The following is a 24,791-nucleotide window of genomic DNA, read 5'->3' as shown; positions in this document are numbered from 1 at the left end:
AGTACCCTGGAAGCACCCTCGCGCGAGCCGTGCCGCGGGGGTGCTACCGGGAGACGGCGCTGACGAGCGACGGGGAGGGCGCTGCGAGGGCCCGGCTGATGGCCCGGCTGATGGCCCCGGCGGCCTCGGGGAACGGTCCGCGCGCGAGCTCCCGGCCGCGGGGCCCCAGCGCCTGGACGAGCACCTGGCGGAAGCCCTTCTCCAGCCCCAGCGCGCTGTGGGGCGCCCCGGTGGTGTCGGCCACCATGTAGAGCGACTGCTCCAGATCGGCGGGCGGCTGCTGGCCCTGCGAGAGGAACATCGCGCGGACCTTCTCGAGCGACTCGCCGTGGATCTTCCGGATCTCCCGGCTGGCGGCGCCCTTGAAGAAGCCGGGGATGCCGCGCAGGTCCACGCGCACCACCACGATGGGGTGCTGGCGGCGCAGGTCATACGCGAAGCGCAGGGCGTGCTCGCGCAGCACGTCCCGCGTGTCCCGGTTGGCGTAGAGCACCACCGCCGGCCGCCCCTGTCCGAGCGGCACTTCCCGGCCGAACACGTCCTCGAGCTCCGAGGCGTGGGCGGGGAGGGCTCCGAACAGCCCCATCAAGCAGGCGGCAACCACCAGGATTCGCATGGGCAAAGGTTTCCTCCGGGGTATGGGGACGGGCTGCTCCACCGTCCCTCGCCGCCGGGGCGCATGGACGACAGTGTACGGGCCCACCCTGACGGTCCTCGCCCAACAGCAGCGGGCTTCCGCTTCTGCCCACCCCGGCCCTCGGGGGGCTCCTGGCCGCCCGTCCACCCGGGAGCCGGGCCCTTCCCACTGGCCAAGCCCCGCCGTTTCCTCCATGGTACGGAGCCGTACCAGCCCGGGAGCCGAGCGCCTCGGGGCCATGTGGAGACGAAGGAGAAGGGATGAGTCGCGTTCTGGATGAACTGTTGGCGCTGCTCAAGCTGGAGCCCATCGAGGAGAACCTGTTCCGGGGGGCGAGCCAGGACCTGGGCTACCGGCAGCTCTTCGGCGGGCAGGTGATCGGCCAGGCGCTGTCGGCGGCCAGCCAGACGGTGATGCCCGAGCGCCACGTGCACTCGGTGCACGGCTACTTCCTGCGCCCCGGGGATGCCAGCCTGCCGGTCGTCTACACGGTGGATCGCGTGCGCGACGGCGGCAGCTTCACCACCCGCCGCGTGGTGGCCATCCAGAAGGGCGAGTCCATCTTCACCATGATGGCCTCCTTCCAGGGGGACGAGCCCGGCTACGAGCACCAGGCGAAGATGCCCGAGGTGCCCGGACCGGAGGGGCTGGCCTCGGACATCGAGCTGCTGCGCCGCCGGGCCGGCCTCATCCCCGAGCGCGTGCGGGAGAAGTTCCTGTGCGAGAAGCCGATCGAGATCCGTCCGGTGACGCTCTTCGATCCATTCGAGCCCCAGGTGAGCGAGCCGGTGAAGTACGTGTGGTTCCGCGCCGACGGCGTGCTGCCGGAGGATCCGCAGGTGCACAAGTACGTGCTCGCCTACGCCTCGGACTTCAACCTCATCACCACGACACTGCAGCCGCATGGCGCCAGCTTCATGCAGCGCAACATGCAGATGGCGAGCCTGGACCACTCGCTGTGGTTCCACGGCAACCTGCGCGTGAACGACTGGCTCCTGTACGCCATGGACAGTCCGTGGGCGGGCAACTCGCGGGGCCTGGCGCGCGGGCACATCTTCACCCGCGAGGGCCGGCTGGTGGCGTCCGTGGCCCAGGAAGGGCTCATCCGCGTCCGCCAGGACAAGCGCTGAACGGCTCAGCCTCCGGGGGCGGTGTGGCCGCTGCCTGAGCCGGAGGTGGGCTCGGAGCGGGTGGGGCGGTCGGCCAGTGCGACGAGCACCTCGTGGACCGCGGCCAGCAGCACCGCGACGCCGAGGATCAACGGAGCGATGGCCGCGAGCCCGAGCCGCTCGCCGACGAGGCCCGCGGCGCTCGGGAGGACCGCGACGCCCAGGGTGGCCGCGCTCACCTGGAAGCCGACCGCGTGCGCGGCGGCATCCGCGCCCACCCGCCGGGGCGTCTCGGACATGAGGGCCGGGAAGATGGGTGCCAGGGAGAAGCCGAGCACCGCCAGCCCGAGGACGGCGGGGATCGCCGGGATCGCGACGAGGAGCGCGCCCAGGATGGCCCCCGCCGTGCCGAGCCGCAGGAGCCGCACGGCGCCCACCCGCTCGACGACGAAGCCGAGCACGATGCGTCCGGCGAGCAGACCCGCCCAGTACAGGCTGACCCACGTGCCGGCCACCGCGGTGCCGAGCCCGCGCGCTTCGGTGAGGACGGTGTAGCTCCACTGTCCCGCGGTGACCTCGACGCCGGAGTAGAGGAAGAAGATGGCGATCTGCAGCCAGACGCGGGGACGGCGCAGCGTGGCCCACGCGGTGACGGTGGGGGAGGTGGCGTCCACGGGGGCCGGGGCCTCGGCCGTGGGAGGGCTCGAGCCCGGCCCGGCGTCCCACTGCCGGCGCATCCCGGTGAAGGCCACCGCGAGCAGCGCGAGCACCCCGCCGATGACGGCATAACCGGCCCGCCACCCCGCGCCGCGCGTGAGGAGCGCCGTCATGAGCACCGGTCCGAGCGCGGCCCCGGTGCTGTAGGCGGCGTGCAGCCAGGTCATGTGGCGCGCCCCGAAGTGGTGGGCGGCGTACGTATTGAGCCCGGCATCCACCGCGCCCGACCCGAACCCGACCACACAGGCCGCGGCGATGAAGAGGGCGAAGGCGGGAGAGGCCGCGTAGCCGGCGACCCCGGTGGCGGCGAGCGCGGTGCTGGCGGCCAGGAGGGTGCCGATGCCCGCGGTGCGCATGAACCGCCCCGCGAACAGGCCCGAGGTGAAGTACGCCGAGGCGGCCATGGCGAGCACCGCGCCGAGTGCCACCTGCGGGAGCGTGAAGGCCTCGCGGATGGACGGCCAGGCGACGCCGAGCACCGCATCCGGCAGCCCCAGGCTGACGAAGGCCAGGTACGACAGGGCCAGGAGCGCCGGGCGGGGTGCTGCCGGGGTGGAGGCGGACTCGGGCGGACGGCTCATGGGCGCGCCTTCCTCGAGGTTCGCGGATGCTCGCCGTGGATCATGCCATGCCTACATTTCGGCATATCTCGTGCGTCCGACCGCGCAGTGGGTCGGATATCGTGCCTACATTTCGCGACATGTGTGGCCTTTGTCGGGGTTGTAATGCCTACATTTCGCGACCTATGCATACCACTGGGCCGGATGTCGTGCCTACATTTCCATGCATGTAGGTCCTGGGTGCCAAATGGAAATACATTAAATATTGGCATTTATGTCTGATATTGACAATAAATGCTTGCATTTGATTTGATCTTGTTTGTGAAGGTGATTGTCTGGCCTGATTCTTGCTTTTGTTTGTGTTTGTGTTTGTGTTTGTCTGTATTTCGCGTCTGTTGTTTGTGTTTGTCTTTGTGTGTTGTCTTGTTTGTGATTGGGTGTCTGGTAATGCTTTACGGAGAGCCCTTGCCAGCGGCTTGCGTGAACTCGGGCAGGAGGAACTCGTCCGGAGCCGGCGCCTTCTCGAGGAGGCCCAGCTCCACGAGCTGCCGTCCCAGCGTCTCCCAGCGCGTGCGGCTCATGAAGCCCAGGCCCTGGGTGCGTGTCTCCTCCGTCTCGATGAGGGGCTTCTGGGCCTGCGCCGCCGCGGCGAACGTCTCCGCGTCCAGGGTGGTGTTCAGCTTCCCCATCACCGCGTTGGCCGGTGCCGGATTGTCCAGGTAGGCGCGCCAGCCCTCGCGCACCGCCGCCACGAAATTCTTCACGCGCTCCGGCTGCTCCTTCCACATCTCCCGGCGGGTGACGACCACGGCTGAATAGGGATTGAAACCCTCATCGGCCACCAGGAACACCACCGGATCCGCGCCCTGCCTGCGCGCCGCGATGGGCTCCGAGGTGATGAAGCATTGCTGGGCGAAGTCCTTGTTCGTCACGAACTGCGCCACGCCGCCGTCGTAGGGCACCACCTTCACCTTGTCGAAGCCGTACTTCTTCTTGAGCCAGGCGGCATAGGGCAGGCCGGGCTCCAGGGCGATGGTGCCCGAGGAGAGCACGTCCTGGATGCCCTTCGCCCCGCGGGAGGCGTGGACCATGATGGCCTGCGGCGACGTCTGGTACACGGCGAACAGCGGAATCAGGTCCACGCCACGCGCCCGGGCGGTGAGCAGCTCGTCCCCGCCCACGATGCCGAACTCCACCTGCCCCGTGGCCACCATCTGCAACACGGGCACGCCGACCCCGCCGCCGAGGATCTCCACCTCCAGCCCGTGCCGCTTGAACGCGCCCTGATCCCTCGCGGCGTAGAAGCCACCGAACTCGGGCTCGGGCACCCAGTTGAGGGCCAGCTTCACGCGGGCCACCTGGGCCGCGGCCTGCGTCCCCCCAGCGTCCGAGCCTCCCGCCTGCTGCGCGCCTTCCTTCGAGCGCGAGCACGCCCCCGCCACCACGAGCAGCACCAGACTCCCCAGCAATCCGACGAGACGTCCTCTCACGTGTGGTTTCCTCCGGAAGAAGCAGCGGAAAGGGAAGGGGGCCCTCACGAGCCCGAGGCGGATGGGTGCCAGCGCCGCAGCATGCGCTCGCCGGTGAGGCTCACCGCGCCGAACAGCATCAGCCCCAACATCGAGGCCGCCAGGACGGCGGCGAAGACCCGGGCCGTGTTGCCCTGCCGGTTGGCGGCCAGCACCAGGATGCCCAGTCCGGCGTCGCCCTCGACGACTCCGGCGACCCACTCGCCCACGATGGCGCCGACGACGGACAGGCCCGAGGCCACGCGCAGGCCGGTGAACAGGTGGGGCAGCGAGGCGGGCAGCTCCAGCTTCCACAGCGTGGCCACCCGGCGCGCGCCATAGAGGCGGAACATGTCCCGCAGGGCCGGGTCCACCGAGCGCATCCCGGTGTGCGTGTTGGCGATGACGGGGAAGACGGAGACGATGAAGGAAGAGACGGCCACCGCGCGCGCCCCATGGCCGAACCACACCACCAGCACCGGGGCGATGGCGATGATGGGCACCATCTGCAGGAAGAGGGCATACGGGTAGAGCGCCCGCTCCAGCACCCGGGACGAGGACAGCACGATGGCGGCCAGCACGCCCACCGCGGTGCTCAGCCCGAAGCCCAGCAGCGCCGAGCGGCCGGTGGACAGCGCCCCACTCAGCAGCGTGTCCGCGGCCCGGCTCGCCTCGAGGCCGATGGCGGACGGGGGCGGCAGCACGATGGGGCTCACGGAGAAGACGCGCGCCACGGTCTCCCAGAGGACCAGGAGGATGGCGAGCGCGGTCAGCGGCGCCAGGGCCTCGCGGAGGATCTTCAAGCGGCATCTCCTTGCTCCAGGGCGTGGAACAGCAGGCCCATCTCCCGGGCGAAGCCGGGATCCGCGCGCAGGGCGGGGAGCCGCTCGGAGGGCAGGTCCAGGTGCCGATCCAGCATCACCCGCGCGGGCCTGCGCGACAGCACCACGACGCGCTCGGCCAGGTAGGCGGCCTCGGACAGCGAGTGCGTGACGAAGAGGACGGTCATCCCCAGCTCCTTCCACAGCGCCAGCAGCTGATCATCCAGCCGGTGGCGGGTGAGCTCGTCCAGGGCGGCGAAGGGCTCGTCCAGCAGCAGCAGCCGGGGGCGGGTGACGAGCGCCCGGGCCAGGGAGACGCGCATGCGCATGCCGCCGGAGAGCTGGGCCGGGTAGCGCGCGGTGGCGTCGCCGAGCCCCACCTGCGTCAGCATGGCCCGGGCCGAGGCATGGCGTTCCGCGGCCGGCACCCCGGCCAGCTCCAGGGGCAGGGCCACGTTGTCCAGCACCGAGCGCCAGGGCAGCAGGTGCGCGTCCTGGAAGACGTAGGCGATGGGGGTGCGCGCACCCGGAGTGTGATCCAGGGGAGGGGAGAAGGTGAGGGTCCCGGCGTTGGGCTGGTCCAGTCCGGCCACCAGGCGCAGCAGGGTGGACTTGCCGCAGCCGGAGGGGCCCACCAGGGCCACGAAGGAGCCCGCGCCGACATCCAGGTCCATCCCCTGAAGGACGGGGACTCCTCCCGGGAAGGTGCGCCGGAGGCCGGACATCCGCACGCGGACGCCCTCCCTGCCAGGGCCGGTCGTGGACGGAGAGGAGGGGACGGGGTGGGGGGAAGCCATGGGGCGGACCCGGTTCTAACCGTCTCGCGTGCTCCCGGCCAGACTCTCATTGGAGGTACTCGCGCCGGCGTCCCAGGCCCGGTAGAAGCCAGCCCTGCACAGATGTGAACCGCTCTGCACATCGGCCGCGAAGCCCGCGTGCCGGATCCAGGTTCCCTGGCGCCATCGCCCCAAGGGGCTTCCTCGTGTTCACGGGTTGGCACGAAGTCCGCAGAGCCACGCACGCCCCTCGCCTGGGGCATATGGCCTCGCCCCGCGGGGCCTCCGAGAGGTGATGATGAAGCTCCCGCTCCTCCTGTTGCTGTTGTTGTCCACTCCCGCCCTCGCGGCCCCCCGCGCGGCGTTCGTCCTGCGCATCGAGGGCGCGGATGCCTTCGTGGACCTCGGGCGCGCGGATACGGCGCAGCCCGGCGAACGGCTGCGCGTCTACCGCGTCATCGAGGCGCGCCACCCGGCCACGGGCAAGGTGCTGCGCGACCGCTTCCTGCTCGGCGAGGCCACGGTGCTGGAGGCGGGCGAGACGCTCTCGCGCATCTCCGCCCCGGACGAGCTCCTCGCCCGCATGGAGGTGGGGGACGAGGTGGAGCAGGTGAATGCCCAGGCCCCGCGCGAGCGCCCCGCCACGCCGGGGGCGACGGCTCCGGCGCAGCCTCCCGCGGGGTCCGCGACCGCCTCCGCCGGCCCGTCCGACGCCGAGCGTGCCGCGCTGCGCACCGCGTGGAACACCGCCCTGAAGCTCCCGCCCGCCGAGCGCGCCAGGGTGTGGGAGGGCTTCCTCGCCAACTGGCCCCAGTCGGACCTGGCCGGCCCCATCCGCACGGAGATCTCCCTGCTGCGCGAGGCGCCCGTGGCCTCCTCGACGACGAAGGTGCCCGCCTCGCCGGTGCCGCCCGTCCTCAAGGTGAGCGCCCCCACCAGCGCGCTGACCGACGAGCTCATCACCGTGTCCCTCTCCAGCCTGGCGGGTCCCACGCCGCGCGCGGTGATGGTGCACTGGCGTGAGCGCGGCTCGCCCACCTACCGCACCGTGCACATGCGCGCCGAGCCCCATGGCCACTTCCGCGCCACGCTGCCCCAGGAGGCGGCGGTGGAGCCGGCCATCGAGTACTACGTCGAGGCGGTGGAGCCCTCGGGCGCCACGCTCGCCGCGGCGGGCCTCCCGTCCCGGCCCCAGCACATCACCATCCGCCGCCCGCCCCGCGACGAGCGCATCGAGTACCGCAACCGCAGCCGCGTGCGCGTCAGCGACGAGTACGTCGACTTCAACCGCTTCAAGGGCAACGACGTCTACAACCTCTTCGAGGCGGACTTCCTCTACCGCGTCTACTCGACGGTGCACGCCGTGCGCGTGGGTTTCGGCAACTACCGGGGCACCGGCACGCCGCGCTATCAGCTCGATGACCCGAGCATCCCCGGCCAGGAGGTGGGCTACACCTATGGCTTCAGTGAAATCGAGCTGCGCCTGCACCCGTCCCTCGCCCTGCTGGTGAAGGGCACCGCGGGTGTCACCCGGGACGGGCTCAAGGGCGGCTTCGATCTCGGCCTGCGCATCGGCAGCGAGACGGGCACGTCCCTGCTGATCCGCGGCGCCACCATCGCGGACATCGGCGCGCGCGGCAGCCTCGCGCTGTCGTGGGACGCCGTGAAGAACTGGCCCATGAGCGCCGAGGTCGTCGTCACCAACGAGCCCATCGGTGAGGATCTGGGCGTGCGCCTCATCTACACGGTGGGCCGCTCCATCACCCCCTGGCTCGATGTCTCCGGCCGCGTGAGCTACCAGCTGCGGGACATCAACCACTCCGGCCTCGGCTTCGGGCTGGGCACCACCTTCCACTGGTAGCGGACCCCGGGAGAACACCTCCGATGATGACCCTTTCCACCGTTACCTGCCTCCTGCTGCTGCTCGCTCCTCCTGCCCAGACGGCGCCGGCCAGGGCCGAGCCGTCCACCGCCGCTCCGGCCACTGCGCCCGCGGCCGCGCCCGCCGAGCCCCTCGAGGTGCGGCACGTCCCGGCCGCCCAGGTGCTGGTCGGCAACAACCTGGTGCTCCGCGCCGAGGTGGCTCCGTCCTGGCGCCTGGGGGCGCTCGTGGCCCACTACCGCTCCGCGGGCGAGACGGCCTTCCGCGAGCAGGCCTTCGAGCTCAGCGCCGACGGCACCTACGCGGCCGTCATCGCCCTGTCCCCCGAGCAGCGCGTGCCCGTGGAGTACTACGTCACCGCCCGGGACACCGATGGTGTGGAGACCGTGCGCTTCGCCAGCGCCGACGCTCCGTACCCGGTGCTCATCGAGGTGCCCCGGTACACGCTGGAGCGCGAGGCCCTGCTCGAGGTGTACGGGCAGCGCCGCTCCCGCGTGAGCGCCTCCGGCGAGTACGTGGACTACGGCTTCCAGACGCTCAATGGCACGCGCTACAAGGACAGCTACTACCGGCTGGAGGCGGACTACCTCTACCGCCTGTTCACCCAGGTGGGCGGCATGCGCATCGACTCCATCCGCATCGGCGTGGGCCACCTGCGCGCGCACACGCCGCCCTTCGAGCTGCGCGCTCCGGAGGGCGGGAGCCTGCCGCAGCTGCGCCCGGGCCTCGACTACGGCTTCTCCGAGGTGGACGTGGGCTTCAGCCCGTACTTCGGCCTCGGCGTGCGCCTGTCGCTCGGTGGCAACGCGACCGGCTTCTCGGCGGGCATCGGCGGCAAGGTGCGCCTCGGCCGGCCCAATGGGGCTCGCGTGGAGCTCGAGGGCGATTACACCGGAGGACTCGGCGGCTCCGCGACGATCCGGCTCGCCTGGGACACGGTGCGCCGCTTCCCCATGAGCGCCGCGGCCCAGGTGACCAACGTGCCCTCGGGTCCCTCCGGTGTGCGGCTGCTCTACCGCGTGGATTATCTGTTCTCCGATGCCTTCGCCCTCGGTACCCAGATCGGCTATCAGGCGCGCGCCTCGCAGGGCGGCGGGCCGACGTTGGGGCTCGTGGCGAGCTACGGCTGGTAGAAGGGGGCGCCCATGATGCTCACCGCGCTCACGTTGCTCCTGCTGTCGGCGGACCCGGCTCCACCGGCTTCGTCCTCTCCGGTCTCGTCCCTGATGGTGGTGTCCACCGCGGACCCAGGCCTGGAGAAGGCCGCTCTCGAGGCGGGGCGGACGCTCGGCTCGCGTCTCGAGGCCCCCTATGTGGACCTGGGCGGCTACCTCAAATCCCGGGGTCAGGGGTGTCAGGATGATCCGCGCTGCCTCCTGGCGGCCCCCGGGCTCTCGGGCGCCACGCGCCTGCTGCTCCTGAGCCTGCGCCCGGTGTCCGCCGGGCGGCTCGCCGTGGATCTGCGCCTCATCGAGCTCAAGTCCCGGAAGGTCATCGGCCGGAGTGCCTCGGTGGTGGAGACGGGGGGGCTCTCCGCGTGGGTGGAGGTGTCCGCCACCCGGCTCATCTCCCGGGCCGACCCGTATGCGAAGGATCGGCCCCAGAGCCCCTTCGCGGTGAAGCCCGCCCCGGAGACTCCCGTCGCGCCGCCAGCGCCGGCCAGTGACGCCCGGCCGCGCCCCGCGCCCGAGACGAAGTAGCCGCGCTCCGGGCTGGGCGGACGTCTGGGCGCGGCGGTATGGTCGCCGCGCCCATGAGCTTCACCCTCCGGTTCGCCACGCCCGCCGATGCCGCCCTGCTCGCAGAGCTGGGCGCTCGCACGTTCCGGGATGCCTTCGCCGCCGACAACCGGCCCGAGGATCTGGCGGCCCACCTGGCCTCTCATTATTCGCCCGCCCTCCAGGAGCGGGAGCTGCGGGATCCCCAGCGCTCCTTCCTGCTGGCGGAGACCGCTGGTGTTCCCGCGGGCTTCGCGTTGCTCCAAGACATTCCACCCGGGCCAGGTGTCCCGGGGCGCCGGCCGCTGCGTATCGAGCGGCTGTACGTGGACAAGCCCTTCCATGGCACCGGCGTGGGTGCGGCGCTCATGGGGCGCTGCCTGGACGAGGCCCGGGCCCGGGGCCATGACGTGATCTGGCTGGGGGTCTGGGAGCGGAACTTCCGCGCCCGGGATTTCTACACACGCTGGGGCTTCACCGAGGTGGGCGAGACGACGTTCGTCATCGGCGGCGATGCCCAACGCGATCTCGTGCTGGCTCGTCCCCTCTAAGCCCCCGGACACTGAGCGGGGGCTCGCTCGGAGGGGAATCCGTTCTCCCGGGGCTCGATTGAAGAAGGAGAGAGCCGCACACGCGTTCCCGATGGGGCTCAGGAAGGAAGCTCGGTTCCGGGTCCTCGTGGCCGGAAGCAGGGGCGCCTCGGGGACCAGGGGGAGTCGCCATGCCCGATGAGGGAAACGCCCGGCCTGGGGAAGGCACGCCTTCCGCCGTGCCTGCTCCCGAGACGGAGGCCCAAGGCCCATCAGGGGGGCCTCCCTCCGCTCCCGAGAAGGGTCCCCCCACGCTCAAGGAGCTGTTCCATCACGGGCTCTACCGGCGCTTCGGCACCTGGGGCCTGGTGACGCTCGCCCTGGTGAGCCTGGGGTTCTTCGTCCAGTGGAACTGGGACAAGGTGAGCACCCTGCCCCTCCTCTCCCAGCTCGTGGAGCTGCTCTCCCGGGAGAAATCGCCTCCAGCGTCGGCCAGGAAGTTCACCGTGGCGGTGGCCCACCTGGAGAACGACGAGGGTCAGGAGTACGAGCGCCTCATCCGCGACACCCTCAATGGATACGCGGGCATCGAGGTCATCCAGGTGGACAGGGAGGTGATGTCCAAACATGCCGTCTCCGGGGAACGCCTCGAGGCCGGGCACGCCCGGGCCCGGAAGTACCTGGAGAAGACGGGAGCGGACATGCTCATCTGGGGCACGGTCCTCCAGGTGGGGGGCCAGAGCACGTCCAAGCTCTTCCTGACGGACTCCCTGGGCCTGAATCGGAAGCACTCGGGACGCTATGCGCCCGAGAACCTGAGCCTGCCTTCCCTCTTCTGGGACGAACTGGAACAGGTGCTTCGCCTGCGGGTACTCACCCAGAGCGCGGACTTGCAAGCCGTGCAAGGGCGCTTCGCCGCCGAGAAACTCAAGCCCCTCGTGGAGAAGGTGCGCCACCTGCTGGAGAGCAGCGAGGGACAGGGGTGGAGCGTGGAGACACGGGCCAGCATGCGCGTGCTTCTCGCCGACGCCCTCCTGCGCATGGGCACCTATGCTGGAGAGGGCCAGGAACTCGTGGCGGCGGTGGCGGCGTACCGGGCCGCCCTGGCGGAGAGGCCGCGAGATCGTGAGCCCCTGGCGTGGGCCCGGACGCAGAACAACCTGGGTCTGGTGCTGGCCACCCTGGGCTCGAAGGAGAGAAGCAGGGCGCGGCTGGAGGAGGCGGTGGGGGCCTTCCGGGCGGCCCTGGAGGAGCGGACGCGGGAGCGCGGGCCCCTGGAGTGGGCCCAGGCGCAGAACAACCTGGCACTGGCGCTGACCACGCTGGGCAAGACGGGAGAGGGGGGAGCGGCACGGCTGGAAGAAGCGGTGGTCGCGCACCGTGCGGCCCTGGAGGCACTCCCGCGGAAGCGCGAGCCCCTGTACTGGGCCAGGATCCAGAACGAGCTGGGGATGACGCTGCGACTTCTGGGCGAGAGGCAGGGGAGCACGGCGAGGCTGGAGGAAGCGGTGGTGGCCTACCGGGCCACCCTGGAGGAATGGACGCAGGAGCTCGATCCTGTGGCATGGGCCGCGACACAGCACCGGCTGGCGCAGACGCTGCGATTGCTGGGAGAGCGGGAGCAGGGCACGGAGCGGTTGGAGGAGGCGGTGGCGGTGTACCGGACCGTCCTGCGCGAGAACGCGCGGGAGCGCCAGCCCCTGGCGTGGTCCCACACGCAGAACCATCTGGGGATCACGCTGGCCATCCTGGGGGAGAGAAAGCAGAGCGCAGCACTTCTGGAAGAGGCGGTGGAGGCCTTCCAGACATCCCTGGACGAATTGAAGCGGGAGCGTGAGCCCCTGGATTGGGCCCGGACGCACTTCAACCTGGGGAATACGCTCTGGATGCTGGGCGAGTCCAAGCAGAGCGCCTCCCTGCGGTGCGAAGCCCTCCATTCCCACGGGCTGGCGTGGGAGGTCTTCTCCGGGGTCGGAGCCCCCGAGGCCATGGTCAGTGAACGAGAGGTCCGGAGAGAGCGCGACCTCCTGCGGAGCCAACCGGGTTCACAGGGGCTGGAGCGATGCCTGAAGACCTACGGCAAACGCATGGCTCGGAGGCTCGCCACGCTGGAGCGGAGGGGAAGTCACCATGCCCGATGAGGGAAACGTTCGGCTCCCGGAGGGCACGCCGCCCGCCGTGTCTCCTCCCGCCCCGGAGCCCCAGGGCCCAGGGGGCGCTCCCCCTGCTCCCGACAAGGGTCCCCCCACGCTCAAGGGGGTGATCCATCAATGGCTCTACCAGCGTTTTGGCACCTGGGGCCTGGTGACGCTCGCCCTGGTGAGCCTGGGGTTCTTCGTCTGGTGGAACTGGGACAAGGTGAGCACCTTGCCCCTCCTCTCCCAGCTCGTGGAGCTGCTCTCGCGGGAGGAGCTGCCACCCGCCCCCGACGGGAAGTTCACCGTGGCGGTGGCCCGCCTGGAGAACGACGAGGGCCGGGAGTACGAGCGCCTCATCCGGGAGTCCCTCGATGAACAGGAGGGCATCGAGGTCATCCAGGTGGACAGGGAGGTGATGTCCGAACACTCCGTGTCCGACAAGCGCTTCCAGGAAGGAGAGGCCCGGGCCCGGAAGTACCTGCGGAAGACGGGAGCGGACGTGCTCATCTGGGGCACGGTCCTCCGCGTGGGGGGCCAGAGCACGCCCAAGCTCTTCCTGACGGATGCCCGCGGCCTGGAGCGCAAGCACTCGGGACGCTACGCGCCGGAGACGCAGAACCTGAACCTCCCGTCCCTCTTCTGGGACGAACTCGAGGAGCTCCTGCGCCTGCGCCTGCTCACCCAGAGTACGGAGCTGCAAGCCGCGGAAGGGCGCTACGTAGCCGACAAGCTCGAGCCCTTCGTGCAGAAGGTGCGCCAGCTGCTGGAGAGCAGCGAGGGCCAGGGGTGGAGCGTGGAGACACGGGCCAGCATGCGCGTGCTCCTCGCCGATGCGCTCCTGCTCATGGGCAGCCAGTCGGGAGAGCGTGAGGAGCTCGTGGAGGCGGCGGCGTCGTACCGGGCTGCCCTGGAGGAGAGGCCGCGAGTGCGCGACCCGCTGGAGTGGGCCGGGATGCAGCACAGCCTGGGGGTCGCGCTGGCAACCCTGGGCGAGCGGGAGAGGGGCACGCTGCGGCTGGAGGAAGCGGTGGGGGCCTTCCGGGCCGCCCTGGAGGAGCGGACGCGGGAGCGCGAACCCCTGGAGTGGGCCATGACGCAGGCCCATCTGGGGTGGACGCTGGCCAGACTGGGCGATCGGGAGCCGGGCACGGAGCGGCTGGAGGAAGCGGTGGCGACCTTCCGGGCGGCCCTGGAGGAACTCACGCGGGAGCGCGAGTCCCTGACATGGGCCCAGACGCAGACCCAACTGGGATTGGCACTGACCGCCCTGGGAACGAGGGAGGGGAGGACGGCGAGGCTGGAGGAGGCGGTGGCGGCCTACCAGGCCGCTCTGGAGGAACTCACGCGGGAGGGGGTGCCCCTGTACTGGGCCCGAACGCAGCTGTGCCTGGGGTGGACGCTGATGAACCTGGGCGCGTGGGAAGGAGGCACGGCGAGGCTGGAGGATGCGGTGGCGGCCTACCGGGAGGCCTTGAAGGAATTCAAGCGGGAGCGCACACCCATGGACTGGGCGACGACGCAGGCCAGCCTGGGGTGGACGCTGATGAACCTGGGCGCGAGGGAGGGGGGCACGGCGAGGCTGGAGGAGGCGGTGGAGGCCCACCGGGCCGCCCTGAAGGAATGGACGCGCGTGAGCGTGCCCCTGCACTGGGCGGCGACGCAGGCCAGCCTGGGCGTGGCGCTGACGGCCCTGGGGGAGAGGGAGGGGAGTGTGGCGCGGCTGGAAGAAGCGGTGGAGGCACACCAGGAGGCCCTGAAGGAAGTCACACGGGAGCGCGTGCCCCTGAAGTGGGCGACGACGCAGTCCAGCCTGGGCGTGGCGCTGGCGGCCCTGGGCGAGCGAGAGGGGAACCCGGCGCGGCTGGAGCAGGCGGTGGGGGCCTACCGAGCGGCCCTGAAGGAGCTCACGCGGGAGCGCATCCCCCTGGAGTGGGCCCGGACGCAGCTCAACCTGGGACTGGTGCTGGCAACCCTGGGCGAGCGAGAGGGAAGCGTCGCGCGGTTGAAGCAGGCGGTGGAGGCGCACCGGGCGGCCCTGAAGGAGTTCACGCGGGAGCGCGTGCCCTCGGACTGGGCCCGGACGCAGAACGGCCTGGGAATGGCGCTGGCGGCCCTGGGCACCCGGGAGGGCAGCGTGGCGCGGTTGGAGCAGGCGGTGGGGGCCTTCCGGGCCGCCCTGGAGGAATGGAAGCGGGAGCGCGAGCCCCTGGACTGGGCTCTGGCGCAGCACAACCTGGGCTGGGTGCTGCGAGCCTTGAGCGAGAAGGAGGGCAGCGGAGTGCGGTTGGAGGAGGCGGTGGCGGCCTACCGGGCCTCTCTGGAGGAACGGACGCGGGAGCGCGAGCCCCTGGAATGGGCCCGGACGCAGTACCAGCTGGGGCACGCGCTCTGGGCGCTGGGTCAGCACAGGCGGAGCGCCTCCCTGCGTTGCGAAGCCCTCCACTCCCAGACCCTGGCGTGGGAGGTCCTCTCCGAGGCCAGGGCATACGAGGCGAGGGAGGTGGCCCAGGAGGTCCGGAAGGAGAGTGCCCTCCTACGAGGCGACCTGGGCTCACAGGGGCTCGAGGGTTGCGTGAAGACCCATGGCGCGCCACTGGCGGAGCGGCTCGCCACCCTGGAGCGGTGGAAGGGAGACGCGCCACCGGGTTCGCCCGTCGCCCGCCGCGGGAGCGAGCGGGCCGGCACTCGTCCCTCCCCGGGAAGCCTGGAGCGCCCGGCGCGCGCCCCACATCGGGTCAGCTCCGGGCGAACGCCAGCAGATCGGCGTTGAGCTGATCCTTGTGGGTGGCGGCGAGGCCATGATCGCCACCGGGATAGATCTTCAGCGTCGCGCCCTTGACGAGCTGGGCCGTGCGGCGGGCCGAGGCGTCGATGGGCACGATCTGATCGTCATCGCCGTGGATGATCAGCGTCGGCACGTCGAACTTCTCGAGATCCGCGGTGAAGTCGGTCTCGGAGAAGGCCTTGATGCAGTCGAGCTCGGGCTTGAGGCCGCCCATCATTCCCTGCATCCAGAAGCTGTCGCGCATGCCCTGCGAGACCTTCGCGCCCGGGCGGTTGGCGCCGAAGAAGGGCGTGGTCAGGTCCTTGAAGAACTGCGAGCGGTCCGCGGCCACGCCCTTGCGGATGTCATCGAACACGGACATCGGCAGTCCGCCGGGATTGGCGGCGGTCTTGAGCATGATGGGCGGCACCGCGCCCACCAGCACCGCCTTGGCGACGCGGCTCGTGCCGTGCCGGCCGATGTAGCGCGCCACCTCGCCGCCGCCCGTCGAGTGGCCCACGAGGATGGCCTTCTTGACGTCCAGCTTCTCCAACAGCTCGGCGAGATCATCGGCGTAGGTGTTCATCTCGTGACCCGCCCAGGGCTGGCTGGAGCGGCCATGCCCGCGCCGATCATGGGCGATGGTGCGGAAGCCATGGGAGGCGAGGAACACCATCTGGTCCTCCCAGGCGTCCGAGCTGAGCGGCCAGCCGTGGCTGAACACCACCGGCTGACCCGAACCCCAGTCCTTGTAATAGAGCTGCGTCCCGTCCTTCGTCGTGAACATCGCCATATGTGGGCTCCCTTGGTCCCCGAGTCTGGCGCGGTATAGCGGCGGTGCTCCCTCCCTTGCCTCCCCCTCCAGGGGGACGTGTCCACCCCCAGATAGGGGAGGCGGCATGTCACCGTGACCGTTTGACCGGAAATTCGAATCCGGTCATGATGTCCACATGGCAGCAACATCCGTCGAGGTCCGGCGCCAGCGCATCCTCCAGGTGGCCAAGGGCCACTTCGAGCGTTTCGGCTTCCGCCGGACGCGCATCGAGGACATCGCCCGCGAGGCGGGGATCGCCAAGGGGGCCGTCTACCTGGAGTTCGAGAGCAAGGAGGTCCTGCTCCACGCGGTCATCGAGGCCGTGCTCGCGGAGACGGGGCGCCGGTATGCCGCGGAGGTGATGGGGCAGGAGTCTCCTCGCGAGCGGCTGCGCGCCACGCTGCGCTTCGCCTACCGGGAGCTCGCCCGGGATGCCCTGCTCGAGCGGCTCGTCCGCGAGGATCCGGAGTTGACGGTGCTCCGCTCGCTGGCGGAGTCCGGAGACAACCCGCGCAAGGCGGATGCCCAGGTGGAGATGATCCGCAACTGGGTGCGCGAGGGCATCGAGCGGGGCGAGTTCCGCGCGGATCTGGACGTCGACGCGGTGCCCTTCGTGATCGGGCTGCTGCGCTTCCTGCACTACCACACCGGGCTCGTCACCACGGGAGACCGCATCTCCCGGGAGCGGCTGCTCGACGCCGTCATCGACATCTTCATCGCGGGGCTGTCCGCGCCCGCGCCCACCCCGCCGTCCCCGGGCAAGCGCCCGGGCCGCGGCTCCAAGAGGTAATGCCATGCATGCCATCGAGATCGATCGGCTCACCCGCGTCTACGGCCCCGTCCGGGCAGTGGATGGAGTGAGCTTCCACGTGGAGCCCGGGGAGATCTTCGGCTTCATGGGGCACAACGGCGCGGGGAAGACGACCACGCTCCGGATGCTGCTCGGGCTGACACGGCCCACCTCGGGCAGCGCCCGGGTGCTCGGCCACGACGTGGTGCGCGAGAGCCTCGAGGTGCGCCGCCAGTGCGGCTTCCTCCCCGCCAGCTACGCGCTCCCGGCCCACATGACGGCGCGCCAGTTCCTCCACTATGTCGCCGCCATGTTCGACCTCGACACCGGCATGGCCGAGGCGCGCATCCAGTCGCTGCTCCAGCTCTTCGGCCTCGAGGCCGCGGCGGACCGGAAGCTCGGCGGCTTCTCCACCGGCATGACGCAGAAGGTGGGGCTCGCCCAGGCCCTCATCAACGAGCCCCGCATCGTGCTGCTGGACGAGCCCACCTCCGGGTTGGATCCGCTCGGCCGTCACGAATTGCTCGAGCACCTGCGCCGCCTGTCCTCCGAGCGCGGTGTCACCGTGCTCTTCTCCAGCCACATCCTGTCGGACATCGAGACGCTGTGCCGGCGCGTCGCGGCGCTGCACCAGGGCAGGCTGGTCGCCTTCGGCCCCATCGAGGCGCTCAAGAGCGAGCACCGCTCGGGGAACATGGACGAGCTCTACCTGTCGCTCGCGCGGAGGGCCGCATGAAGGCGCGCTTCCTCTGGCTCGACATGCGGGCCACCTTCCGTGAGCGGAAGACGTGGCTGGCCGCGGGCATGCTGGCCTACGCGGCGCTCGCCATGCCGGTGATCGCCGCGAAGCCGCCCGCGCACGTGCTCTCGGCCTTGCAGGGGTGGTTCTCCACGTCGGACCCCTCCATCCTCTTCCTGTTCATCTGGACGGACCTGGCGATGAACAAGAGCATCATGGTGCTCGGGGTGGTGCTCGCGGGCAGCCTGCTCATCCGCGAGAAGGAGACGGGACAGCTCGCGGTGCTGCTGTCCAAGCCCGTGTCACCCGCCGCGTACTTCCTGGCGCGCACGCTGTCGGCCTGTGCCGTCATGGGGGTGCTCTACATCGGCTCGCACCTGGCCACCGCGCTCCTCGTCTCGCGGAGCCTCCCGGGGTTCCGCCCGGGGATCTTCTTCGCCTCGATGACGGTGCACCTGTTCGCCGCGTTCTTCTGCGTCTGCTTCAGCGCGCTCATGGCCGTGCTCATCCAGAAGCGGGCGCTGGCGGCGCTCGTGAGCCTGCTGGTGCTCAGCCTGCTCGTGGGCATGGCCTTCATCGGCTTCTACAACCCCGCCTGGAGTGGTCTCTCCGCCTTCAACCCCCTCACCCAGGGCATCTCCATGCTCGGCCACCTGGATGATCCGAGCCCCGCCCACATGGTGGGGCCCATCGCGGCCCTGCTGGGCATGAACGCGGCCGTGCTCGCTCTCGGCGCCCTGCGGGCGCGCCATCTGGAGGTGTGACGCCATGCAGGCTCCTCTTCGCCGCTACCGCCTCCTCGAGGCCCGCCATTCCCTCGGGGGCGTGCCCCTCGTGTCCCTGCTCGTGGGCATCGTCGTGGTGCTCGTCACGGCCGCGCTCATTCCGCGCCTGCCCGCCGCGGTCAATGCCTTCATGGAGCGCGCGTTCCTGATCCGCGGGCTCGATGCCGTCATCCTGGTGAACGTCTACACCGGCATCTACATGCTGCCCTTCTTCGGTGGGGTCGCCGGGTTGATGCGCGCCCTCGTGGAGCCCCGGGAGAACCGCTCCATGGAGATGCTGCTCAGCAAGCCCATCTCGCGCCGTGCGTTCCTCATGGCCCGCGTGGGCCCCGTGCTGCTCGCCTCCTCGGTGGTGGGCCTGGTGATGTCCCTGCTCACGGGGCTCGCCGTGCGGCCCTTCGTGGGGGAGGGGTCCTCCGTGAGCGTGGCGGGCGCGATCGGCTCCGGGCTCATCTTCACGGCCCTGGTGGTGCTGCTGCTCTGCGTGCTCGTCGGCCCGTTGCTCCTGGTGCGCGATGCGTTCCAGGGACTCCTCATCGCGTTCCTGGTCTGGATGCTGCCGATGATCCCCACCGTGTTCCTGCTCTACCGCCCCGATGTGTACGAGGGACGTGAGCGGCTGCGCGATCTGCTCGTCCTGGGGCCGAACCTCCTGTGGTTCGACGCCTCGGTGCCGCTCTTCGCGGCCATCGCGCTGGCCGTGGCCTTCGTGGGCTCCTGGGGTGCGCTCGTGCTCGGCACCCGCGTGTTCGAGCGCGCCGAGCTGCGCTGAGCCCCGTGGCCCCGGGGCCGCTCAGGGGCCGATCGTGGCGGAGCTGGCCACGTTGCGCAGCACCTGCTCGGCGGCTCCGGGCGACGTGGGCTCCACGCCGTCCAGCCACCGGTCATAGGCCAGGTGGAGGGTGCGGCTCGCCTCCAGCGCGTCCGGGGTGAGCGCGAGCCCCTCCAGCCAGAGCTCGGCGTTGATGAGGCTGGCCGACTCCAGGCGGAAGGTCTGCTCGGGTCCACCGCTGGCGGGGAGGAGACGGCCCTCCAGCAGGAGCGTCCTTCCCTCCATGTCCACCTCGGGCGTCAGCCCCTCGGCGTCCTCGTCCGCGGGCGCGAAGACGAGGCGGGCGCGGCAATAGCTGCCGGGCGGCGGTTCCAACGTCCCCAGCATCTTCGGCTCGCCATCCGCGAGCTCCAGTCCGCTCACATGGGGCGTGCCCAGCCGCCGGGGCGTGTTGGCCTCGTGCGCCTGGGCCGTGCCGATGGGGGAGAGCGCGCGCAGCCACCGCCACGCACTGCTCGTCTGGCAGGGGATGATCTCCACGCTGCCCAGGGTGACGTGGGCCCGGTCCAGGGTGATGCGATCTCCCCGGTCGTTGGTGAACTGGCGCGAGGTGCCTCCCGCCAGCGTCTGGCGCGCGGGGCGGAAGTCGAGCCCGAGGTGGAGCCGGATGCCCTCCTCGCGAGCGCCGCATGCGCAGAGGGCCAACAAGAGGAGGACGGGAGCGGAGCGGGACTTCATAGATCGTAGACGATGGAGGCCTGGAGGATGGGGCTCTGACGGACGTTGCCCCGCAGCAGGTTGAGCACGGGCACGCGCACCCCGAGCTCCAGCACCACATCGGTGACGGGGCTGAAGAGCACGTCCGGGGACACGAAGGCGAGGACCCCGCTGCCCACCGGATCGGCGACGCCGCGCAGATCACCGGGGCCCTCGAGGCGGCCGTCCACGGCGAGGCGCACGGCCCAGCGCGGGCCCGGTTGCAGTTGCGCGGCGAGCGTGGTGCGCAGCGAGGCCCCGGCGCGGAAGCCCTCGCGCCCGCGTGTGGGGAGGTAGCCCGTGGCGCTGGCGAGGAAGGACCAGTCGCCGCGGAAGGTCGAGTAGGAGAGCCCCAGGTATGGATCCAGGGACGCGGTGCCGAGCTGGGCATCGAGCGACAGTGGGCGTCCATCCGCGTCGTGCACCGTGGGCGAGGTGGGCAGCCGGGCCCCGGCGAGCACGCCGATGAGGTGGTCCGCCGAGAACTCGCGATCGCGGAAGACGAAGACCTTGGCGCCGACCTCCATGTCTCCGGGTCCCCATGCCGTCTCGCGCGCGAGGCTGACCTGCTGCAACGAGCGCGTCTGCAGGGGCAGGGTGGCGGACAGGAAGAGCCAGGGGAGGGGGGCGTAGGCCACCGACAGGTCCATGCGCAGCTCGCGCAGGGAGACGGCGTCCACGGCGTCCTGGCCGGTCGTCAGGCTCCAGGCGCGCACCTGGTTGGCGAGCCGCAGGCGCCCGGCGAAGGGCTGCTCGGTGCCCATGGACGTGAGGGTCGGATCACCACAGGCGCAGGTGGCGCAGGCCTGTCCCTCCAGGGGAACGAGCAGGGTGGCCACGAGCAGGGGCACGGCGAGACAGGACTTCCACATGATACGGCCACTCTACCGGCGAGGGCTCGCCACCCCCCTGTGGCGAGTTGTCGCGGCATCATCCGGGGGACAGCCGCAGCGTCCGTATGACCTCGAAGGGGCGATTCCCCTCGCGCGCGATGATGCTCACCTCGGTGACATTGGGGGGACGCCCGCTCCTCTGTACAGGAGGCAATGCATTGATGAAGTCGAGCCGGTTCTAAGGCGTTCCCCCGGTAGTGCGCAGCAAGCAAGGTACGATGAAGCCGCGAGCGAATGTCCTGTGCACGACAATCGCTCTCACGCTGGTGTCCGGACAGGCGGCATGGGCGCAGCAGCAGGCAATGCCGGCACAGACGCCCGCTCCGGCACCCGCACCGGCGCCCGCGGCCCAGGGCGGGTCGGTGCAGGGACGGGTCACCGCGGCCTATGGAGAGCCGCTGTGGGGTGTCACCGTCTCGGCGAGGGGCACGAAGATGCCGCTGCTCGACCAGTACCTCACCGCCACGGATCCGGCCGACCCGGCGTTCCCGCGGACGCCGGAGTTGCTGTGGCAGAACGAGGCGGGCCTCAAGCTGGGTGGCAGCTGGTACGCCCTGGCGGCCGTGGCCTACTGGATGCAGATCGAGAACTTCCCCAGCCAGGACGCCCGGGTGGATCCGGTGACGGGGGACACGCGCTTCGTCACCGTGTACGCGGGCAAGGCGCGCACGCTGGGCCTGGAGCTGGAGGGCGCGGTGCAGCCGGTCAAATGGTTCCGCGGACAGGGCATGCTGACGCTGCAGGACCCGCGCTACACGGAGTTCAACGAGGGTGCGAATGACTTCACCGGCAACCGCATCCGCCGCATCCCCCAGGTGATTGGCGATCTGACGGGCACCTTCATGTTCGGGAACGCCAGCCTCGGCATCAACTGGAGCTACGTGGGCCACCGGTTCTCGAACAACGCCAACACGGTGGACCTGCCCGGCTTCGGCCAGTTCAACGTCCGCGCGGGCTACACGTACGAGAACGTCACCCTGGACCTGCAGCTCTTCAACGCGCTCAACAGCATCGGCCTCACCGAGGGCAACCCGCGCGTGGACGAGTCGCTGGGCGCCGTGCCGGACATCTTCCTGGCCCGGCCGGTGCTCCCGCGCCGCCTCATGCTGTCGCTGACCGCGCGTCTGTAATAGCGGCGAGCAGCACCCGATGAACGACGGGCCCGGCGATCCTCATGGGATTCGCCGGGCCCGTTTCACTTCAGGGCTTCCGCTCGAGGCTTCCGCTCAGCCCTCGGAGGCCTCGGGGGCCTTCTCCTTCTCGGCGGCGGGGGCCAGCTCGAAGTCCTGGATCTCGAACGTGCCGTCGGCGAGATCCGCCTTCTCCACCAGCTCCACGCCCTGGCTGCGGGTGGCGGACAGCACGTCCTCGCGCACGGGCCCGAAGCCGGCGAGGGTGGCCGCGTTCGCCGCCAGCTTCATGCGGGTGACACCCCGGCCCACGCCCGCGCCGGACTCGCTCTTGCGCTTGTTGATGGCCTGCTGCGCGGCCTCGGCGATGGCGAAGGAGGCGGGGTTGGCCGGCTTCTCGATGCCCGCGAAGGTGCGCGCGTCGGGCCAGCGGGCGCGGTGGATGCTCTTGCGGCCCGTCTCCTCGGCGAAGGCCCAGCTCCACACCTCCTCGGTGATGTAGGGCAGCACGGGGGCGAACAGCCGCAGCAGCACGTTGAGCCCCAGCCGCAGCGCCGCCACCGCCGAGCCGCGTGCCTCCTCGCCACCGGAGCCCTCTCCGCGCGCACGCGCCTTCACCAGCTCCAGGTACGTGTCCGTGAAGCTCGCCCAGAAGAAGCTCTCCGTGTTGGCCAGGGCCGGAGCGAACTCGAACTCCTTGTAGGACGCCGTCGCGGTCTCCACCACCTCCGCGAGCTTCGCCACGAAGGCGCGGTCCAGCTCGTGGGTGATGGGGTGCTCCTGCGCCGTCTGGCTCAGCACGTACTTGCCGGCGTTGAAGAGCTTCGTCACCAGCCGCTTGCCCACCTTGAACACCTTCTCGTCGAAGGCCGTGTCCGTGCCCAGCCGCGCCGAGGCCGACCAGTAGCGCACCGCGTCCGCGCCGTAGTTCTCCAGCAGGTGCATGGGCGTGATGACGTTGCCCTTGCTCTTGGACATCTTCTTGCGGTCCGGATCGAGGATCCACCCGGAGATGAGCACGTGCTTCCAGGGGATGGAGTTCTCGTGCAGCATCGCCTTGGCGATGGTGTAGAAGGCCCACGTCCGGATGATCTCGTGGCTCTGCGGGCGGATGTCCGCGGGGAACAGCTTGCCGTGGCGCTCCGGATCCAGCTCCCAGCCCGAGGCGATCTGCGGCGTCAGCGAGCTGGTGAACCAGGTGTCGAACACGTCCGATTCGGCGGTGAAGCCGTTGGGCTGGTCCCGCTGCGAGGCCTCGTAGCCCGTGGGCACGTCCACCGTGGGGTCCACCGGAATCTGCTCGCGCGTGGCGACGATGGGCTCGTCGTGGAGGGGGTTGCCGTCCGCGTCCAGCGGGTACCACACGGGGAACTGCACGCCGAAGTAGCGCTGGCGGCTGATGCACCAGTCCAGCTGCAGGTTCTCCGTCCAGTTGCGGTAGCGCGAGCCCATGTGCTCGGGGTGCCACTTCACCCGATCACCGAAGCGCAGCAGCTGATCCTTCTTGTCCATCAACCGCACGAACCACTGGCGCGTGGAGATGAACTCGAGCGGCTGGTCTCCCTTCTCGAAGAACTTCACCTCGCGCTGGATGGGCTTGGGCTCGCCCTGGAGCGGGACGCCCATGCCGGGCTTCGCCGCGCCGTCCTCGCGCCGCAGCAGCTCCACCATGGCCGTGCGCGCCTGCTTCACCGTCTTGCCCAGCAGGCCCGCGTAGAAGCCCTGCGCGGCCGGGGCGTCCAGGCTCTCCCAGCCCGAGTCCCCGAAGGTGACGGCCATCAGCCGCCCGTTGCGGCCGATGATCTGCCGCAGCGGGAGCTTCTGCTGGCGCCACCAGAGCACGTCCGTGGCGTCACCGAAGGTACACACCATGAGGATGCCGGTGCCCTTGGTGGGGTCGGCCAGCTCGCTGGGGAAGATGGGGACGGGGACGCGGAAGAGGGGAGTGATGGCGCGCTTGCCGAAGAGGCCCTTGTAGCGCTCGTCGTCCGGGTGCGCGGTGACGCCCACGCAGGCGGCCAGCAGCTCCGGGCGCGTGGTGGCGATGGTGAAGCGCGCGTCCGAGCCCTCCACGCCGAACTCGATGTCATGGAACGCGCCCGCCTGGGGCCGGTCCTCCACCTCGGCCTGGGCCACGGCCGTCTGGAAGTCCACGTCCCACATGGTGGGGGCCTTCACCGAGTAGGCATGGCCCTTCTCGTACAGGTCGAGGAAGGACAGCTGCGCCAGCTTGCGGCTGTCATCGTCGATGGTGGCGTACTCCTCGGCCCAGTCCACCGACAGGCCGATGCGCCGGAACAGGCCCTTGAAGACCTGCTCGTCCTGCTGGGTCACCTGGTGGCACAGCTCGATGAAGTTGGGGCGCGAGACGGTGCGCGGCGGCTGCTTGGAGGACTCGGCGGTGGCCGGCTCCAGGCGGAGGCCGGGCTCATGCGGGGTGCGGACGTCGGCGCGGACGTTGAAGTAGTTCTGGACGCGGCGCTCGGTGGGCAGGCCGTTGTCGTCCCAGCCCATGGGGTAGAAGATGTTCTTGCCGAGCATCCGCTGCTGCCGGGCGATGACGTCCGTGTGCGTGTAGCTGAAGATGTGGCCCACGTGCAGCGAGCCGGACACCGTGGGGGGCGGGGTGTCCACGACGAACGTCTCCTCGCGGGTGCGCGAGGGATCGAAACGGTAGGTGCCCTCCGACTCCCACCGGGCATCGAGCTTCTTCTCGATGGCCTCGGCTTCGAAGTGCTTGGGGAGGAGCTCAGGGTTGATGGAGCGGAACGTCTTCATGGCGCGCAAGATGCCAAGGAGGCGTGTCCGCTGCTACTGAGATCTCCAGTGCCGCTCCTCCCGGCGCCTCACCTCGCGTCGAGGGTGGTCAGCGTGAACGCGCGCAGGGCGCGGAAGAGGCGCGCGGAGCGCTGCTCGGAGCGAGGTCACCCAGGCCACGGCCATGTCACCGGG

General features: G+C 70.4%; 21 protein-coding genes. 12 read left to right on the top strand and 9 right to left on the bottom strand.

The window, feature by feature from the left end; translation table 11 throughout:
• Nucleotides 1-43: 43 nt before the first annotated feature.
• Entirely contained in the window at nucleotides 44-616 is a 573-nt protein-coding gene (locus VFZ09_RS14365; RefSeq protein WP_329728129.1) for a hypothetical protein, read from the bottom strand.
• Between the two features lie 281 nt (nucleotides 617-897).
• On the opposite strand from VFZ09_RS14365, the gene tesB reads away from it, so the two are divergent.
• The gene (tesB, locus tag VFZ09_RS14360; protein ID WP_329728128.1) at nucleotides 898-1,767 is read left to right on the top strand and encodes an acyl-CoA thioesterase II; all 870 of its coding nucleotides are present in this window, start codon (nucleotides 898-900) and stop codon (nucleotides 1,765-1,767) included.
• A 5-nt stretch (nucleotides 1,768-1,772) separates the two neighbouring features.
• On the opposite strand, the gene VFZ09_RS14355 is transcribed toward tesB, so the two are convergent.
• From VFZ09_RS14355 to VFZ09_RS14340, 4 genes are all read right to left on the bottom strand, one after another.
• On the bottom strand, nucleotides 1,773-3,044 hold the full coding sequence (locus VFZ09_RS14355; protein ID WP_329728127.1) for an MFS transporter: 1,272 nt from the start codon (nucleotides 3,042-3,044) through the stop codon (nucleotides 1,773-1,775).
• Between the two features lie 431 nt (nucleotides 3,045-3,475).
• Entirely contained in the window at nucleotides 3,476-4,513 is a 1,038-nt protein-coding gene (locus VFZ09_RS14350) for an ABC transporter substrate-binding protein (RefSeq protein ID WP_329728126.1), read from the bottom strand.
• 44 nt (nucleotides 4,514-4,557) lie between these two features.
• Nucleotides 4,558-5,334 (bottom strand): ABC transporter permease, encoded by a 777-nt coding sequence (locus VFZ09_RS14345; protein WP_329728125.1) that lies wholly within the window; start codon nucleotides 5,332-5,334, stop codon nucleotides 4,558-4,560.
• Nucleotides 5,331-6,077 (bottom strand): ABC transporter ATP-binding protein, encoded by a 747-nt coding sequence (locus VFZ09_RS14340; protein WP_329728124.1) that lies wholly within the window; start codon nucleotides 6,075-6,077, stop codon nucleotides 5,331-5,333. The genes VFZ09_RS14345 and VFZ09_RS14340 overlap by 4 nt, the downstream gene beginning before the upstream one ends.
• Before the next feature lie 346 nt (nucleotides 6,078-6,423).
• Here VFZ09_RS14340 and VFZ09_RS14335 point away from each other — a divergent pair, with 346 nt between their 5' ends.
• The 6 genes from VFZ09_RS14335 (at nucleotide 6,424) to VFZ09_RS14310 (ending at nucleotide 15,166) form a co-directional block, all read left to right on the top strand.
• The gene (locus VFZ09_RS14335; RefSeq protein ID WP_329728123.1) at nucleotides 6,424-7,989 is read left to right on the top strand and encodes a hypothetical protein; all 1,566 of its coding nucleotides are present in this window, start codon (nucleotides 6,424-6,426) and stop codon (nucleotides 7,987-7,989) included.
• Between the two features lie 23 nt (nucleotides 7,990-8,012).
• The gene (locus tag VFZ09_RS14330) at nucleotides 8,013-9,143 is read left to right on the top strand and encodes a hypothetical protein (RefSeq protein WP_329728122.1); all 1,131 of its coding nucleotides are present in this window, start codon (nucleotides 8,013-8,015) and stop codon (nucleotides 9,141-9,143) included.
• 12 nt (nucleotides 9,144-9,155) lie between these two features.
• Nucleotides 9,156-9,710: a hypothetical protein gene (locus VFZ09_RS14325; protein WP_329728121.1), complete on the top strand. Its 555-nt coding sequence runs from the start codon at nucleotides 9,156-9,158 to the stop codon at nucleotides 9,708-9,710.
• A gap of 53 nt (nucleotides 9,711-9,763) precedes the next feature.
• Nucleotides 9,764-10,279 (top strand): GNAT family N-acetyltransferase, encoded by a 516-nt coding sequence (locus tag VFZ09_RS14320; protein ID WP_329728120.1) that lies wholly within the window; start codon nucleotides 9,764-9,766, stop codon nucleotides 10,277-10,279.
• 170 nt (nucleotides 10,280-10,449) lie between these two features.
• Entirely contained in the window at nucleotides 10,450-12,399 is a 1,950-nt protein-coding gene (locus tag VFZ09_RS14315) for a tetratricopeptide repeat protein (protein WP_329728119.1), read from the top strand.
• On the top strand, nucleotides 12,389-15,166 hold the full coding sequence (locus tag VFZ09_RS14310) for a tetratricopeptide repeat protein (RefSeq protein WP_329728118.1): 2,778 nt from the start codon (nucleotides 12,389-12,391) through the stop codon (nucleotides 15,164-15,166). The genes VFZ09_RS14315 and VFZ09_RS14310 overlap by 11 nt, the downstream gene beginning before the upstream one ends.
• On the opposite strand, the gene VFZ09_RS14305 is transcribed toward VFZ09_RS14310, so the two are convergent.
• Nucleotides 15,132-15,953 carry an alpha/beta hydrolase gene (locus tag VFZ09_RS14305; protein ID WP_329728117.1) on the bottom strand — a complete coding sequence of 274 codons (822 nt, stop codon included), beginning with the start codon at nucleotides 15,951-15,953 and terminating at the stop codon, nucleotides 15,132-15,134. The two genes, VFZ09_RS14310 and VFZ09_RS14305, sit on opposite strands and share 35 nt — an antisense overlap.
• A gap of 157 nt (nucleotides 15,954-16,110) precedes the next feature.
• Between VFZ09_RS14305 and VFZ09_RS14300 the strand changes: the two genes are divergently transcribed.
• From VFZ09_RS14300 to VFZ09_RS14285, 4 genes are read left to right on the top strand one after another with little or no spacing between them, the layout of a single operon-like run.
• Complete coding sequence (locus VFZ09_RS14300; protein ID WP_329728116.1) at nucleotides 16,111-16,764, top strand: TetR/AcrR family transcriptional regulator; 654 nt, start codon at nucleotides 16,111-16,113, stop codon at nucleotides 16,762-16,764.
• Between the two features lie 4 nt (nucleotides 16,765-16,768).
• Nucleotides 16,769-17,500, top strand: a complete 732-nt coding sequence (locus VFZ09_RS14295) for an ABC transporter ATP-binding protein (protein ID WP_329728115.1) — start codon at nucleotides 16,769-16,771, stop codon at nucleotides 17,498-17,500.
• Complete coding sequence (locus VFZ09_RS14290; RefSeq protein ID WP_329728114.1) at nucleotides 17,497-18,267, top strand: hypothetical protein; 771 nt, start codon at nucleotides 17,497-17,499, stop codon at nucleotides 18,265-18,267. Before VFZ09_RS14295 ends, VFZ09_RS14290 begins: the two co-directional genes overlap by 4 nt.
• 4 nt (nucleotides 18,268-18,271) lie before the next feature.
• Entirely contained in the window at nucleotides 18,272-19,060 is a 789-nt protein-coding gene (locus VFZ09_RS14285; RefSeq protein ID WP_329728113.1) for an ABC transporter permease, read from the top strand.
• A 21-nt stretch (nucleotides 19,061-19,081) separates the two neighbouring features.
• Here the strand turns inward: VFZ09_RS14285 and VFZ09_RS14280 are convergent, their stop codons facing one another.
• On the bottom strand, nucleotides 19,082-19,798 hold the full coding sequence (locus VFZ09_RS14280) for a hypothetical protein (protein WP_329728112.1): 717 nt from the start codon (nucleotides 19,796-19,798) through the stop codon (nucleotides 19,082-19,084).
• Nucleotides 19,795-20,688 carry a transporter gene (locus VFZ09_RS14275; RefSeq protein WP_329728111.1) on the bottom strand — a complete coding sequence of 298 codons (894 nt, stop codon included), beginning with the start codon at nucleotides 20,686-20,688 and terminating at the stop codon, nucleotides 19,795-19,797. Before VFZ09_RS14275 ends, VFZ09_RS14280 begins: the two co-directional genes overlap by 4 nt.
• Nucleotides 20,689-21,011: 323 nt before the next feature.
• On the opposite strand from VFZ09_RS14275, the gene VFZ09_RS14270 reads away from it, so the two are divergent.
• A complete protein-coding gene (locus VFZ09_RS14270; RefSeq protein ID WP_329728110.1) occupies nucleotides 21,012-21,839 on the top strand; it encodes a TonB-dependent receptor in 828 nt (275 codons plus the stop codon).
• Nucleotides 21,840-21,935: 96 nt separating this feature from the next.
• On the opposite strand, the gene valS is transcribed toward VFZ09_RS14270, so the two are convergent.
• Nucleotides 21,936-24,617, bottom strand: a complete 2,682-nt coding sequence (gene valS / locus VFZ09_RS14265; protein ID WP_329728109.1) for a valine--tRNA ligase — start codon at nucleotides 24,615-24,617, stop codon at nucleotides 21,936-21,938.
• Between the last annotated feature and the right edge of the window lie 174 nt (nucleotides 24,618-24,791).

The sequence above is a fragment of the Archangium sp. genome (assembly GCF_036277355.1).
Classification (GTDB): Bacteria; Myxococcota; Myxococcia; order Myxococcales; family Myxococcaceae; genus Archangium.
Note: the sequence above shows the minus strand (reverse complement) of the source record. Positions and strands in the feature narration are given on the sequence as shown.